We start from the raw sequence: 14,173 nt of genomic DNA, 5'->3' as shown, positions 1-14,173 counted from the left end.
TGACCGGTCAGTCAGGTTTAGGATAAAGGGGTGCTGGCCCTGGCCCTCCTCAAGGACCCCTTCTACCGCCCCTACTGGCTGGCCCTCTTCACCTCCCAGATGGGCACCTGGATGCAGGCCGCGGCCCAGGGGTGGCTGGTCCTCCTCCTCACGGGGAGCGCCGAGCGGCTTGGGCTGGTGGTGGCCCTGCAGTTCCTGCCCTCCTTGCTCCTCTCCCTCCCCGCGGGGGTGCTGGCCGACCGCTACCCCAAGCGGGCCCTCCTCCTCCTCACCCAAGGGGGGATGATGCTTTTGGCCCTCCTCATGGCCCTCCTCATCCTCACCGGGCTGGTGGACTACGCCCACGTCCTCCTCTTCGCCTTCCTCTACGGGGCCCTGAACGCCATGGACCTGCCCGTGCGCCAGAGCTTCACCGTGGAGCTGGCGGGGCGGGAACGCTACCCCGGGGCCATCGCCCTGAACTCCTTCGGCTTCAACCTGAGCCGCCTCCTGGGCCCGGCCCTTGCCGGCCTCCTCATCGCCCTCTTCGGGGTGGGGGTGGCCTACCTGGCCAACGCCCTCTCCTTCCTGCCCCTCCTCCTGGTCCTCCAGCGCCTCCCCGGGGGTCCGGCCGGGGAAGGGGGGGACGGCCGCTTTTGGCGGCAGGCGGGGGAGGGGGTGCGCTTCGTCCTGGACCACCCCCTGGTGCGCCGGGTGGTGGGCCTGGTCCTCTTCGCCACCCTCCTGGGCATGAACTTCCAGACCCTGGTCCCCGCCTACGCCCGGCTGGTCCTGGGGATGGAGGCCGCCGGCTACGGCCTTTTGCTCTCCAGCGTGGGCATGGGGGCCCTGGGGGCGGCTTTGGTCATGGCCTTCACGGGGCGGCCCAAGCCGGTGCGCCTCCTCCTCGGGGTCTTCCTCCTGGCCCTGGCCCACCTGGGCCTCTTCCTGCCCTACCCCGGCCTGGCCCCCCTCTTCCTCGCCCTGGGGGGGTTTGGCATGATCTCCGTGCTCATCAACGCCAACACCCTGGTGCAGCTCGCCGTGCCCGACCGCCTCAGGGGCCGGGTGATGGCGGTGTACAGCCTGGTGATGCTGGGTACCGGGCCCCTTGGGGCCTACCTCACCGGGCTTCTCTTTGAACTTCTCGGGGGGCGCTTGGCCGCCTTGGTCTTGGGAGGAGCGGTGCTGATGGTGGGGCTTTACCAGCTGCGCCCATGGCCTAAGGAACCCAGTCCTCCGGCCTAGGCCCCAGGCCGAGTCGCCAGGCCACTCCCTGGGCCACCCGCATCCCCGCCTTCCCATCCCCGTAGGGGTTCTTGGCCTGGCGCATGCGCTCAAGCTCTTGGGGGTTTTCCAGTAGCCCCTTCACCGTGCGGTAAACCCTTTCGGGTTCGGTGCCCGCCAGCCTCAGGATGCCCGCCTCGAGGCCTTCCGGCCTTTCCGTGACGTTCCTGAGCACCACCACCGGCACCCCCAGGGCCGCTCCTTCCTCCTGGAGCCCCCCGGAATCGGTAACGAGGAGGAGGCTTTCCCGCATCAGGGCGGCCATGGGCCCGTACTCGAGGGGGTCCAGGAGGACGAAGTTCCTCACCCCCTTGAGCACGGGAAAGACCGCCTCCCGCACCACGGGGTTCAGGTGCACGGGGTAGACGAAGGTGAGGTGGGGAAAGGCCTCGGCCACCCGCTTGAGGGCCCGGGCCAGCTCGGGGAGGATGGGCCAGTTCTCCCGCCGGTGCATGGTGACGGTCACGTAGGGGCCAGGGGGAAGCCCCTCGGGAAGCTGGCCCAGCCGGGCGGCCAGGAGCACGGCATCCACCCCCGTCTGGCCGGTGACCAGGATGGTCTCCGCCTTCTTGCCCTCCCTTAGGAGGTTCTCCTTGGCCAGAGGGGTGGGGGCGAAGTCCAGGTCGGTGAGCGCGTCGGTGAGGCGGCGGTTGGCCTCCTCGGGGAAGGGTTCCTTGAGGTTACCGCTCCTTAAGCCGGCCTCCACGTGCCCCACGGGAAGCCCCACCAGAAAGGCGGCCCAAGCTACGGCGAAGGTGCTGAGGGTGTCCCCGTGGACCAGCACGTAGTCCGCCCGCATCTCCTCGAGGGCCCTGGCCGCCTGGGGCAGGATGCGGGCCGCCAGGTCCGGCAAGGCCTGGCGCTCTTGCATCACGTCCAGGTTCCGGTCCTCTTGGATGCCGAATAGCCCCAGGGCCTGCCGAAGCTGCTCCCGATGCTGTCCGGTGAGGAGGACGAGGGGCTTAATGTGGGGGTGCTCCTTCAAAGCCAGGTAGACCGGGGCCATCTTGGTGGCCTCAGGCCGGGTGCCGAAGGCTAGGACCACCCGCTTCATGCTATTCTGCCCCCCTCCAAACGGCCCTGAGGCGGCGGTAGGTCACCCATCCTAGGCCGGAAACCGTGGCGAAAAGGCTTGCCAGGATGGCCTCCTTGGGCATGCCCAGGTAGGCCATGGCCAGAAGGTTGAAGAGGAGGGCGAGCCCCCACAGGAGGAAGGCCACCCGCCTCTGGGAGAGCCCCCGGGCCAGGAGGCGGTGGTGGATGTGGTCCTTGCCGGGGGTGGAAAGGGGGTTTTGCCCCCGTAATAGCCTTCGCACCACCACCTGGGTGGTGTCCAGGATGGGGAGAAGGAGAAAGAGGGCCGGGGGCAGGAGGCCCAAAAAGGTGGTGAGCTTCAGGTTGCCGAGAAGCGCCGTGGCCGCCAGGGTGTAGCCCAGGAAGTAAGCCCCCGCGTCCCCCAGGATGATGCGGCTCGGGTGCAGGTTGTGGCGCAAAAAGCCCAAGGAGGCCCCCGCCAAGGCCGCCAGGACCAAGGTGCCTGCGGCCCAGAAGGGGAACTGGGCGCTCACGAAGAGGAGGCTCATGGCGCTGATGTAGGCGATGCCCCCCGCCAGGCCGTCCAGTCCGTCCATGAGGTTCAGGGCGTTGGTAATCCCCACCACCCAGAGCCAGGTGAGGAAAAATCCCAAGACGGGATCCAGGGGGGTGCCGAAGGCGGCCTCGAACCGCACCCCCACCGCCATGAGCAGGAGGGCGGCCAGGGTTTGCACGAAGAGGCGGAAGAGGGGGGGAAGGCCGAACTGATCGTCGATGAAGCCCACCAGCACCAGCCAAGCTCCTCCCAAGAGGATGGCGAGGATTTGGATAAGCACCTGTTCCACCAGGATGGGCCTTAGGAAGGCGGCCACCACCAGGGCCAGCACCACCCCGGCGTAGACCGCTAGGCCCCCAGCGTTGGGTAGGGGCTCCCGGTTGAGGCGCCTTTCGTTGGGCATGTCCGCCCAGCCCACCTTGAGGGCGAAGCGGCGCACCTGGGGCAGGAACCGCCAAGTGAAGAAAAGGGCCACCAGGAAGGCGAAGGCCACGGTGAGCCAGCCCGTGCCCGTGGGCTCGGCCACGCCGATGCGCTTGAGAAGCTCCGTCATCTCGTCCCGTAGATGCGGTCCCCCGCGTCGCCTAGGCCGGGGACGATGTAGCCGTGCTCGTTTAGGCGCTCATCGATGGCCGCCGCCACCACCTCGGTGTCGGGGTGGTCCTGGGCGATGCGCTCCAGGCCCTCGGGGGCGGCGATGAGGCACATGAGCTTGATCCCCGTGGCCCCCTTTTCCTTAAGGAGGGTAAGGGCGTGGCTGGCGCTTCCGCCCGTGGCCAGCATGGGATCCAGGAGGAAGACCCGGCGCTCGGGGATATCCGGGGGTAGCTTGGCGTAGTACTGAACGGGCTTTAGGGACTCGGGATCCCGGTAGAGGCCGATGTGCCCCACCCGGGCGTGGGGCACCAGCTTGAGGATGCCCTCCACCATGACCAATCCAGCCCGCAGGATGGCCACCAGGGCCAGCTTCTTGCCGGAAAGCACCTTGACCCGGGCTGGGGCCACGGGGGTTTCCACGGTGGTTTCGGTAAGCTCTAGGTCCCTCATGGCCTCGTAGGCCATGAGGAGGGATATCTCCTCCGCTAGCTCGCGAAAGTCCTTGGCGCCCGTGCGTTTATCCCGGAGGTGGGCCAGCTTGTGCTGGACCAAGGGATGGTCCACCAGGGTGATCCTCATCCCCCAAAGCCTAACACGCCCGGTTTCCCAGGGGAAAGCAGTCTTGGAAGAAGCTCAGGGCCCGGGGGAGCTTGTCCGCCAGGGCCTCGAGGAAGCCCTCAGGATTTTTCGTGCGGAACCAGTGGAGGTCGTGGAGGTAGGTGAGGGGCACGTAAAAGGCCAGGCGCTCCCGCACCTCTTTGGGGTAAAACTGCACCAGGCGGAAAAGGGCTTCCCGGGCTGCCCTTTCCCCCAAGAGGTCCAGGCTTCCCGTCTTGAGGAGGGCCAGGTCCCGGGCGGGATCGTCGCCTCCGGAGCGGACCCAGTCCACCAGGAGCACCTCGGGGTCGTCATGGGAGCGGTGTTCCTGGGTCTTAAGGAGGAGGTTCCCCGCCCAGGCGTCCCGATGACAGAAGCGCTTCTCCACCCCCGCCACCCAGGTGGTCTCCCGCATAAGGGCCTTGATGAGGCTCAAGGCCTCGGGCACGGAGCCCAGGCTTTCAGCGAAGCGCTCTAGCCTCTCCAAAAGCTCTTCCCGTTCCACGTACCCCGGCTCGGGGAGGCGGTGGAGGGAGAGGAAGAGGTGGGAGAGGGCGGCGAGGGCCTTGGGGGTGAAGGCTTCGGGGCTGAAGGGCCTTCCGGGAAAATGGCGGATGACCAGGACCCCTTGCCCCTCCACCTGGGCCACCCCCAGGACGAAGCTTCCCAGGCCAGCGCGGGCCATCCTCTCGGCCTCGAGGGCCGCCAGGTGGGCCTCGCCAGGCCGGTATACCTTGTAGACCCTTTCCCCATCCGTGTACACCCGGGCTTCAAAGCCGCCCAGGGGGGTGAGGCGAGAAAGGGTATCAGGAGAGAGAAGGCCCTTCAGGGCCGAGAGCACCACGGGGCTTATTCTAAGGGTCTCGAGGGGGATGAAATGCCCCATGGATGGGCTCTGACCCTTTGAGTACGTCTTCCTCAGCCGCACCCCCGGCAGCGCTTAACCTAAGGGCGTGGAGCTTTTGCGCCCGGAAGCCACGGTCCTCTCCCTGGGGAACAGGGTCCTTTCCTTCGATCGGGAGGGACGGCCCTACCACTACTTCCGCCAGGGGCTCACCTACAAGAGGGCCTTGGACGGAACCCTGCACCTGCGCTACCGGGAGGGGGAGAGGAGGAGGCGACGCCTGGCGGAGGCGGAGGCCCTGGAGGTCTACCGTGAGATCCTGGACATAGCGGAGGCCCATCTCAAGGATTCTGGGCGCCGGGAGGAGGTACTTCGCTGGACCCCGGAGGCCCTTTCCGACCCCACCCCTTATCGCCGGGCTTACACCTGGCCCGTGAGCATTCTCCCTCCGGATGCCTACCTTTCCGTGGTCCTCCAGGCCACCACGGGCTGCACCTGGAACCGGTGCGCCTTCTGTTCCTTCTACCAGGATCGCCCCTTCCAGAAGCGAAGCCCGGGGGCTTTCCGGGAGCATGTGGAACGGGTTTTGGAACTCCTGGGAAGGGGGAGGCTCTTAAGGCGGGGGGTGTTCCTGGGGGATGGCAACGCCCTGGCCTTGGGCGAGCCTCTTCTCCCCCTTCTGGAAGAGGTCCGCCAGACCTTTCCTGGGGAACCCATCCTGGGTTTTTTGGACCTCTTCACCGGGCTTAAGAAGGAGGTTTCTTGGTGGTTAAGGCTTTGGGAGCTGGGACTTAGGAGGGTCTATATCGGACTGGAGACGGGGCACGCTCCCCTCTTGGCCCTCCTCAACAAGCCTGGGCACCCAAGGGAGGCCCTGTCCTTGGTGCGGAGCCTCAAGGAGGCCGGGCTTTCCTTAGGGGTGATCCTAATGGTGGGGGCTGGGGGCGTGGCCTACGCGGAGGCCCACCGCCGGGAAAGCCTGGCCCTCATGGCTGAGCTCCCTTTGGGCAAGGAGGATGTAATCTACTTATCCCCTTTCCAGGTGGAACCGCGTACCCCTTATGCCGCCCTGGGTTTGGAGCCCCTTTCCCAAGTGGAGGAGGAGCTGGCTGCTTGGGCCTCAGCCTTGCGCCGGATGCGGCTAAGGGTGGCCCGGTACGATATCCGGGAGTTCCTTTACTAAGTACCCCGTCGTGGCTTGCGCCACGANGCTTTGGCCGGTGGGGCAACCTTTGCGTGCGGGTACTTAGGGACAGGGGTGCTTGGCTCCGCTTGGTATACTCAGGCCATGGGCCCTTCGCACGAACGGGAACTCTACGAGGCCTGGGTGGAGCTCCTTTCCTGGATGCGGGAGTATGCCCGGGAGAAAGGGGTTCGGTTTGAAAAGGAGGCGGACTTCCCCGACTTCATCTACCGCATGGAGCGCCCCTACGACCTGCCCACCACCATCATGACCGCTTCCCTTTCCGATGCCCTGGGGGAGCCCTTCCTCCTTGCGGATGTCTCTCCCCGGCACGCCAAGCTGAAGCGCATCGGCATCCGCCTTCCCCGGGCCCACATCCACCTGCACGCCCACTACGAGCCCGGCAAAGGTCTGGTCACCGGCAAAATCCCCCTCACCAAGGCGCGCTTCTTCGCCCTGGCCGACCGGGCCCGCGAGGCCTTGGCCTTCGCCTAAACCTTGGCGATGGTGCCTTGGCCCAAGGCCACCAGCTTGGGCTCGGGTTCCTCGCTGTAGACCTCGCCCTGGACCACGGCCAGGCGCTTGCCCGCTTGGACCACCCGCCCACGGGCCAAAAGCCGCTGGCCTTTGGCGGGGCGGAGAAAGTTCACCTTGAACTCCACGGTGAGGACCTCGGGCCCAAACACCATGCCCCCGGCGAAGGTGAGGGCGTTGTCCAAAAGGGCGGCGATTACCCCGCCCTGCACCACCCCCAGGTGCTGGTAAAACTCGGGGCGCACCGGGAGGGCAAGCTCCACCTCTTCTTCCCCAGCCGAGAGGAGCTCCATCCCCAGGTGCTGGCTGAAGGGCTGGGCTTTGAGCACCTTTTGCGCCAAAGCGGTCCGGTCCATGGCTTCTCCTTGTGCAGGTCAAAGCTTACCCTGGGTTTCCAGGGGTTCCAGGGCCTCCCAAAGCTGCAGCACCACCCCGTGGAGCAAGGGGAAGGCCTTGCGGGTGGGCTTCAGGCGGTGGCCTGCCACCTCCAGGTAGCCCTCTTGGGCCAAGCCCCTGGCGGAGCCTTCCAGGAGGGGCCAGAGGCTTAGGCCCGTGCGCCCTTCCACCTCGGCCACGTCCAGCCCTTCCCGCAGGCGCAGCCCCAGCATGAGGCTCTCCTTGGCGTGCTCTAGGGGGGAGATAGCTTCTTCCGAGGGGGGCTCTCCGGAAAGCCAGCGGGGGAGGGGGGGGTGGGTGCGCCGGAAGGCGTAGGCCGAACCCCCGCCCGGGTACTGGCCCGTGGCCCCAGGGCCCAGGGCCAGCCAGAAGCCGTTTTGCCAGTAGACCTGGTTGTGCCTGGCCTCTTCCCCGGGCCTGGCGAAGTTGGAGACCTCGTAGCGCAGAAGACCGGCTTCTCCCAGGACTTCCTCCGCCCGCTCCATGGCCCAGGCCTCCCGCTCGGGGTCCTCCTTCAGGCCCATAAGGGCGAAGGGGGTGCCCCGTTCCACCTGCAGGGTGTAGGCGGACACGTGCCCCACCCCCAAGGCGGCGGCCTCGGCCAGGTCCTGTTCCACGTCCTGCATGGGCAGGCCCAGGATGAGGTCTAGGGAAACCCGGAAACCCCCCTCCAAGGCCAGCTCCACCGCCTTTAGGGCCCCCTTGCGCCCGTGGGCCCGGCCCAGAAACTTGAGTACGCCCTCCTGGAAGCTTTGGACCCCCAAGGAGAGGCGGTTGACGCCGAGGTCCTTGAGAAGGGCAAGCCTTTCCCGGTTGAGGGTGCCGGGGTTGGCCTCGAGGGTCACCTCTGCCCCCCGTTCCAGCCTCCAGGGTAGGGCCTGGAAAAGGGCCAAAAGCTCCCGGTCCCGCAGGAAACTTGGGGTGCCGCCCCCCAGGTAGAGGGTGGCGAGGGGCTCAGGATGGCTTAGGTAAAGCCCTTGGGCTTCTTCCCTCAGGCGCTTCAGGTAGGCTTCCACCCAGCCTGGGGCCCGGCGCACCACGTGGAAGTCGCAGTAGGGGCATAGGGTGGGGCAGAAGGGGACGTGGACGTAGAGGCTAGCCATGGCCTTGGGCTTCTTTAGGCGTTTGGGTGGCGTAGGCCAGATCGCTTCGGGCAAGGCGTAGCCAGGACCAGGGGTCTGTGGGTTCAAGCGGCATAAAGGGTTCTCCCCTCCCTTAGGGCTTGGGGATAGATGGTCATCCAAGCATCCTTGTACCTTTCCAGGTGCTCTGGATGGGTCACCACCAGGTCCACGGCAAAACCCTTGCGTACCTTGGCTAGGGCGAGGTAAAGGGACCGCGCCGCCGAGCGCTTGTCCACTTCCCGAGGCACCACCACGAGAAGGTCGTAGTCGCTTTCCGGGCGGGCCTCTCCCCGGGCCCGGCTGCCGAAAAGGATGATCTTCTGGGCCGGTACGGTTTTGAGGATGGCCTCGAGGACCGGGGCCAGCTCCGGGTACTCCACCCCTTTAGTCTACAAAGAGGAGGCGGAAGTCGTTGAGGTTGGTGCCGGTGGGGCCGGTCTTCAGGAGGGTACCCGCCTCCTGGAAAAAGCCCAGGCTGTTGTTCTCCGCCAGGAAGGGCCTGGGGTCCAGGCCCAGCTCCCAGACCTCCGGGGTGAGGAGGGCCCCCGCCGCGCCCGAGGGCCCGTCCAGCCCGTCGGAGTCCGCGGCCAGGGCGTAAAGGGGCCTTTGCAGGTGGGCGTAAAGGGCCAGGAGGAACTCCAGGTTCCTTCCCCCAAGGCCCCTTCCCTCCACCCGCACCTGGGCCTCGCCGCCGGAGAGGAGGAAAAGGGGCTTTCGGAAGGGCACCCCGTGGGCGCGGATGGTTTCCAAAAGCTCCGCGTGGAAGCGGGCCAGGGCCCGGGCCTCGCCGCCAAAGCGGTCGGAGAGGATCACCGCCCGGTAGCCTTGCCGCCTTAAGAACCCTTGGGCGCCCTTCAGGAGGTCCAGGTTGCGCCCGGCCATCCGCCAGGAAAGCCGCCTTAGGGCGGGGTGGCCGGGCTTGAGGGTTTCCGGAAGCTCCCCCTTAGCCCCCCGCTCCAGCACCCGCCGGGCCCCCTCGAGGCCCAGGCGGTAGCGGTCCAGGATGGCCAGGGCGTCGGCGTAGGTGGTGGGGTCGGGGTGGAAGGGCCCGGAGGCGATGACGCTGGGGTCGTCCCCCGGCACGTCGGAGAGGAGGAGGGCGTGGACCCTGGCCCTGGTGGCCAGGAGGAGCCTTCCTCCCTTGATCCGGGAGAGGTGCTTGCGCACGGCGTTGACCTCCCCGATGCTGGCCCCGCTTCGGAGGAGGCCTTGGGTGAGGCCTTGCTTTTCCTCTAGGGAGATCCCCAGGGGCAGGCACCAAAGGGCGCTTCCCCCACCCGAGACCAGGGCCAGGACCCGGGCCTTGGGGGAAAGCCCCTGGAGGAGTTCCAGGACCTCCTGGGCCGCCCTTAGGCTTTCCCCATCGGGCAGGGGATGTCCGGCGAAGACCGCCCTCAGGCCCAGGGCGTCTTGGCCCTTGGGCAGGGTGAGGTGGTAGGGCACCTCCCCGTAGCGGTCTAAGGCGGCCTGCAGCATGGAGGCCGCCCCCTTGCCCACCGCCAGGACCAGGTCCGGCTTCCAAGGAGGGAGGGCCCTTTGCGTGAGGCGGTAGGGGTGGGCGGCCCGCAAGGCCTCGAGGAAGGCGGCCTCCAAAAGCTCCTTCATCCCTTCCCCAGGTCGGTTTTGCGGAAGTCCTCCCCTTTGTAGAGCAGGGGTTCCCCCTCGACCCGAGCCACGGCGTAGCTCAAGCAGTCCCCCAGGTTGAGCCCGGCGGGGTGGCGGCCCTTGCCGTAGCGGGCGTAGGCTCTCACCGCTTCCCGGTAGTGCTCCTTGGCAAAGGGCAGGACCTCGAGGCCTAGCTCCTCCACCAACCTCTCCACCAGATGGGCCCGCTCAAAGCCCACCCGGCGGCCAAAGGCCACCGCGGTTTCCACCAACGTGGGCGCACCCACGGTGGTTTTGGGAGCCTCCCGGATGGCTTGGAGAAAGGCCTCGTACCCCTCTTCTTGGAAGAGGATGGCCAGGAGGACGGAGGAATCCACCACCATCTACCCCCCCCAGAGCTCGTCCATCTCCTCCTTGCTGACCCCCCTTCCCAAGAGCTCAGGAGGGATTTGGGGCCACACCTCCTCCTCCAGAAAGCGAAGTACCCGATCGGAGCGCCGCTTACGGGTCAGCTCGGCCAGGCGGAGCTCCAGGGCCTTGCGCACCGCCTCGGTCTTGGTTTCGCCGGTCAGGCGGGCCACCTCGCTGGCCAAACGCTCCACTTCCCGGTTGCGGATGGTGAGAGGCATAGTTTCAGCATAGATGCCCGGTTTTCATTACGTCAATCCACGGGGTCCTTTCCGTCATAGAGCAACTCCAGGAGCTCCGCGGTGTGCAGCACGGGGATGCCCTGGTCCAAATAGGCCCGGATCTGGGTGAGGCAGCCGATGTTGCCCGTGACCACCAGGTGGGGCCCGGTGGCCTTCAGGTTCTCCGCTTTCCTCCGGCCCAGGGCCTCGGCGATCTCCGGCTGGAAGAGGTTGTAGGTGCCGGCGCTGCCGCAGCAGATCTCCCACTCCCTAGGCTCCAGCACCTCCACCCCCGCCGCCTTCAGGAGGCGCCTTGGGGGTTCCCGCACCCCCTGGGCGTGGGCCAGGTGGCAGGCGTCGTGGTAGGCCACCCGCAAGGGGCGTTTGGGGGGCGGGGGCGGCAGGAAGCCCAGCTCGTCCAGGAGGACGGTGAGGTCCTTGACCTTGGCGGCCAGGGCCTTGGCCTCCTCCTCCTCGGGCTCACCCAGGAAGAGGAGGGGATATTCCTTCATCCCCGAGCCGCATCCGGCGGCGTTGGTGACCACGAAGTCCACGTCCCGGAAGACCTGCAGGTTCTTTTGGGCGAGGCGCTTTGCCCCCTCCTTATCCCCAGCGTGCAGGTTCAGGGCCCCGCAGCAGACCTGTTCCTTGGCCGCCACCACCTCCACCCCGTTTTCCTGGAGCACCCGGATGGTGGCCCGGTTGATGGAGGGCCTGAGGACCTGCTGGGCGCACCCCAGGAGGATCCCTACCCTAGCCCGCCTTTCCCCCTTGGCGGGGTAGACCTCTTGGTAGGTTTCCTTTTCGGGCAAGCGGTTGGGGAGGAGGGCCAGGGGGGCCTTTAGGGGTTTGGGCAGGGGCAGGGGCTTCAGGAAGGGCTTGAGGCGCACCCCAAGCTCCGCTAGGGGCCGGAAGCGCTCTGGGTAAGGCAGGGTGCGTAGAAGCCCCAAGCGGTAGACCCGCTCCAGGGGGTAGCGATGGCGCTCTTTCTCGGTGTGGAGGCGGAAGGTGGCGATGAGCTCGCCGTAGGGGACGCCGCTGGGGCAGGCGGTGACGCAGGCCTGGCAGGCCAGGCAGCGGTCCAGGTAGGGGAGGGCCTCCTCCAGGGGGAGGCTTCCCTCCAGCACCTCCTTCATGAGGAAGATGCGCCCCCGGGGGGAGTCCATCTCCTCCTGCAGGACCAGGTAGGTGGGGCAGGTGGGGAGGCAGAAGCCGCAGTGGACGCAGGCCTCGATGGCGTGGGCCATCACCTCCCCTTCCTTGCCCAGGGTTTCCACGGGTATGCGGTGCTGCATGTTCTCACCCTAAGGGAAAACGGCCCCTTGGGTCCAGGGCCCTTTTGATGGGGGCGAAGAAGGCCTCCGGTGGCGGAGGGTGAAGGGGTTGATCCGCCTTGCCTCTCAACACCAGGTGGGGGATGGCCCTTTCCCTAAGGGCCTGGAGTCCTTCGGGGTCTAGGCCTGCATAGAGAAGTTCTCCTCCAGCCAGGTAGCGCCTGGGTCCTAAGGGAAGGCCTTCCAGCATGGGGATGAGGTCCGGACGGGAAGGTACCTTTACCCAGATGGGGCTTTCCTTCAGGAAGGCCAGGTTCCTTACCCCTTCCCAATGGGCCTCGTCCTCCAGGAGCACCTCCCCTTCCCTTTGCAGAAGGTCTTGGAGCCGCTGGATCCGTTTTTCCAGGCTCTCGGGGAATCCCCCCAGCCGTATTTCCAAAGTGGCTGGAGGCACCAGGTCTAAGGCGAGGAGATCCAAGGGCAGGGTCCGGAGGCCCTCGAGGGCCTCCAGGGCTTCTTCTGTCTTGGCAAAGCCCACCCTTAGGCTTCGGGTGGCCCGGGGATAGGGAAAGACCTTAAAGGAAAGCTCCACCATGACCCCGAAGGCTCCCAGGGAACCCACCATGAGGCGGTGGAAAGGGAAGCCAGCGGCGTTTTTCACCACCTTGCCCCCGCCCCGCACCACCCTTCCTTCCCCATCCACGAAGCGCACCCCCAGGATGAAGTCCCTCAGGCCCCCAAACCGTTCCCGCATGGGGCCGGAAAGCCCCGCGGCCACCGTGCCCCCAAGGGTGGCCCCCTGCTCCACCAGGGGTGGGTGGAAGGGCAGGTACTGGCCGTGGGCCCGTAGGGTTTCCTCTATCTCCTTAAGGGGTGTGCCGGCATAGGCGGTGAAGACGAACTCCTCAGGGGCATACTCCAGGATGCCCCTGAGGCCCGAAAGATCCAGGAGGGCCTCCCCATCCTTGGGGGTGGAGAGGGCTGGCTTGCTCCCGCCCCCCTTGGGGCGCAGACGGGGATAGGTGCGCACGGCTTCCTGCACTTCTTCCAGAGAGCTTGCGCGGACCTCAGGCATACACCTCTCCTGGATGCGGGCCTTGCCCATAGCCGGGTAGCACCTTGCCCCGGTTGGCGAGGCCTTTGGGGTCCAGGGCCTCTTTTACCCGCTCCATGGCCAGGAGGTCTTCTGTTGCGAACATCTCCGGCATGTAGCCTTTCTTCTCCACCCCAATCCCATGCTCCCCCGTGAGGGAGCCTCCCAGGCGCACGCAAAGCTTGAGGATCTCCCCCGCCAGCTCCTCCGCCCGCTCCAGCTCCCCGGGTTTTTTGCCGTCGTAGAGGACCAGGGGGTGGAGGTTCCCGTCCCCCGCGTGGAAGACGTTGGCCACCCTAAGGCCGTATTCCTGGGAAAGCCTTCCGATCTCCTTCAGGGCTTCCCCCAAGCGGCTTCGGGGCACTACCCCATCCTGGACGATGTAGTCGGGGGAAAGCCTTCCCACGGCGCTGAAGGCGGCCTTGCGCCCCTTCCAAATGGCCTGGCGCTCCGCCTCGCTTTGGGCGATGCGCACCTCGGTGGCCCCGCTTTCTTGGATCACCTGGGCCAGGAGTTTGGCTTCCTCCTCCACCTCCTCCTTGGGGCCTTCCAGCTCCACGATGAGGAGGGCTTCGGCCTGGGGGTAGCCCGCCTTCACCGCCGCCTCCGCGGCCTCGATGGCTAAGCGGTCCATGATCTCCATGGCCCCGGGGAGGAGGCCGCTTTGGATCACCTGGCTCACGGCGTTCCCGGCGGCCTCGAGGCTCCCGTAAGCCGCCAGGAGGGTGTGGTAGGCCTCGGGTTTGGGGAGGAGCCTGAGGGTGATCTCCAGGGCTACCCCCAAAAGCCCCTCGGTGCCCACGAAGAAGCCCGCGAGGTCCGGGCCAACCCCCTCCAGGCTTTCCCCGCCCAGGCGCACCACCTCCCCTTCTGGGGTGACCACCTCGAGGGCCAGCACGTGGCCCGCTGTCATGCCGTACTTCAGGCAGTGGGCCCCGCCGGAGTTGAAGGCCACGTTGCCGCCAATGGTGGAAATGGGCTGGCTGCTGGGATCAGGGGCGTAGTAGAGGCCGTAGGGGGCCGCCGCCCTGGACACCTCCAGGTTCACCACCCCGGGCTCCACCACGGCGATCCGGGCCTTGGGGTCCAGGCGCAGGATGCGGTTCATGCGGTTGAGGGCGATGACCAGGCCCCCCTCCACGGGCAAGGAGCCCCCCGAAAGGCTGGTGCCGCTTCCCCGGGCCACGAAGGGGACGCCATGGCGGTGGCAGAGCCTGACCGCCTCCACCACTTCCGCCTTCCGCTCGGGCAGGACCACGGCCAAGGGGCGCTTGCGGTAGGCGGTGAGGGCGTCGGACTCGTAGGGGGCGAGCTCCGCCTCCCGGGTGAGGACCCTCCCCGGGGGGAAGAGGGCTTTGAGCTCCTCCAAAAACCCCATGTCTGCCTCCTTGCTTCCCACTTTACGCCAAGGGGCAGGCCCCTGCCCGCCCCTTGGCATGC

Annotated in this window: 16 protein-coding genes; 3 read left to right on the top strand and 13 right to left on the bottom strand. The window is 67.0% G+C overall.

The genetic code is table 11. The annotated features are described in order from the left end of the window. Positions 1-30 precede the first annotated feature (30 nt). Positions 31-1,227, top strand: coding sequence for an MFS transporter (locus L1087_RS08880; protein WP_234558553.1), 1,197 nt, complete (start codon positions 31-33; stop codon positions 1,225-1,227). Here the strand turns inward: L1087_RS08880 and wecB are convergent. The 4 genes from wecB to L1087_RS08860 are packed head-to-tail and all read right to left on the bottom strand — an operon-like array spanning position 1,202 to position 4,895. After that, positions 1,202-2,320, bottom strand: coding sequence for a non-hydrolyzing UDP-N-acetylglucosamine 2-epimerase (gene wecB / locus L1087_RS08875; protein WP_234558552.1), 1,119 nt, complete (start codon positions 2,318-2,320; stop codon positions 1,202-1,204). The two genes, L1087_RS08880 and wecB, sit on opposite strands and share 26 nt — an antisense overlap. 1 nt (position 2,321) lies before the next feature. Beyond that, entirely contained in the window at positions 2,322-3,410 is a 1,089-nt protein-coding gene (locus tag L1087_RS08870; RefSeq protein WP_038040091.1) for an MraY family glycosyltransferase, read from the bottom strand. Then, a complete protein-coding gene (gene upp, locus L1087_RS08865; RefSeq protein WP_038040089.1) occupies positions 3,407-4,033 on the bottom strand; it encodes a uracil phosphoribosyltransferase in 627 nt (208 codons plus the stop codon). Before upp ends, L1087_RS08870 begins: the two co-directional genes overlap by 4 nt. A gap of 10 nt (positions 4,034-4,043) precedes the next feature. Then, positions 4,044-4,895: a phosphotransferase gene (locus L1087_RS08860; protein ID WP_234558576.1), complete on the bottom strand. Its 852-nt coding sequence runs from the start codon at positions 4,893-4,895 to the stop codon at positions 4,044-4,046. Between the two features lie 109 nt (positions 4,896-5,004). On the opposite strand from L1087_RS08860, the gene L1087_RS08855 reads away from it, so the two are divergent. Together L1087_RS08855 and L1087_RS08850 are read left to right on the top strand one after the other, a co-directional pair. Beyond that, positions 5,005-6,078, top strand: a complete 1,074-nt coding sequence (locus L1087_RS08855) for a radical SAM protein (RefSeq protein ID WP_234558551.1) — start codon at positions 5,005-5,007, stop codon at positions 6,076-6,078. A 105-nt stretch (positions 6,079-6,183) separates the two neighbouring features. Next, on the top strand, positions 6,184-6,573 hold the full coding sequence (locus tag L1087_RS08850; RefSeq protein WP_234558550.1) for an NADH-quinone oxidoreductase subunit 15: 390 nt from the start codon (positions 6,184-6,186) through the stop codon (positions 6,571-6,573). Here the strand turns inward: L1087_RS08850 and L1087_RS08845 are convergent. From L1087_RS08845 to L1087_RS08805, 9 genes are all read right to left on the bottom strand, one after another. After that, positions 6,570-6,968, bottom strand: a complete 399-nt coding sequence (locus tag L1087_RS08845) for a PaaI family thioesterase (RefSeq protein WP_234558549.1) — start codon at positions 6,966-6,968, stop codon at positions 6,570-6,572. The two genes, L1087_RS08850 and L1087_RS08845, sit on opposite strands and share 4 nt — an antisense overlap. A gap of 18 nt (positions 6,969-6,986) precedes the next feature. Then, complete coding sequence (gene hemW / locus L1087_RS08840; protein WP_234558548.1) at positions 6,987-8,111, bottom strand: radical SAM family heme chaperone HemW; 1,125 nt, start codon at positions 8,109-8,111, stop codon at positions 6,987-6,989. Positions 8,112-8,194: 83 nt separating this feature from the next. Then, positions 8,195-8,512: a nucleotidyltransferase domain-containing protein gene (locus L1087_RS08835; protein WP_234558547.1), complete on the bottom strand. Its 318-nt coding sequence runs from the start codon at positions 8,510-8,512 to the stop codon at positions 8,195-8,197. A 4-nt stretch (positions 8,513-8,516) separates the two neighbouring features. Beyond that, positions 8,517-9,737, bottom strand: a complete 1,221-nt coding sequence (locus L1087_RS08830) for a glycerate kinase type-2 family protein (protein WP_234558546.1) — start codon at positions 9,735-9,737, stop codon at positions 8,517-8,519. After that, on the bottom strand, positions 9,734-10,120 hold the full coding sequence (locus L1087_RS08825) for a type II toxin-antitoxin system VapC family toxin (RefSeq protein ID WP_234558544.1): 387 nt from the start codon (positions 10,118-10,120) through the stop codon (positions 9,734-9,736). The genes L1087_RS08830 and L1087_RS08825 overlap by 4 nt, the downstream gene beginning before the upstream one ends. Beyond that, positions 10,121-10,366 (bottom strand): type II toxin-antitoxin system VapB family antitoxin, encoded by a 246-nt coding sequence (locus tag L1087_RS08820; RefSeq protein WP_234558542.1) that lies wholly within the window; start codon positions 10,364-10,366, stop codon positions 10,121-10,123. Between the two features lie 32 nt (positions 10,367-10,398). Further along, positions 10,399-11,661 carry a (Fe-S)-binding protein gene (locus L1087_RS08815; protein ID WP_234558539.1) on the bottom strand — a complete coding sequence of 421 codons (1,263 nt, stop codon included), beginning with the start codon at positions 11,659-11,661 and terminating at the stop codon, positions 10,399-10,401. A 4-nt stretch (positions 11,662-11,665) separates the two neighbouring features. After that, positions 11,666-12,715: an FAD-binding protein gene (locus L1087_RS08810; RefSeq protein ID WP_135259932.1), complete on the bottom strand. Its 1,050-nt coding sequence runs from the start codon at positions 12,713-12,715 to the stop codon at positions 11,666-11,668. Further along, positions 12,708-14,111: an FAD-linked oxidase C-terminal domain-containing protein gene (locus L1087_RS08805; RefSeq protein WP_234558537.1), complete on the bottom strand. Its 1,404-nt coding sequence runs from the start codon at positions 14,109-14,111 to the stop codon at positions 12,708-12,710. The genes L1087_RS08810 and L1087_RS08805 overlap by 8 nt, the downstream gene beginning before the upstream one ends. Between the last annotated feature and the right edge of the window lie 62 nt (positions 14,112-14,173).

The organism is Thermus tengchongensis, assembly GCF_021462405.1.
Taxonomy (GTDB): domain Bacteria; phylum Deinococcota; class Deinococci; order Deinococcales; family Thermaceae; genus Thermus; species Thermus tengchongensis.
The sequence above is the reverse complement of the archived record's forward strand: the minus strand, read 5'-3'. Positions and strand labels throughout refer to the sequence as shown.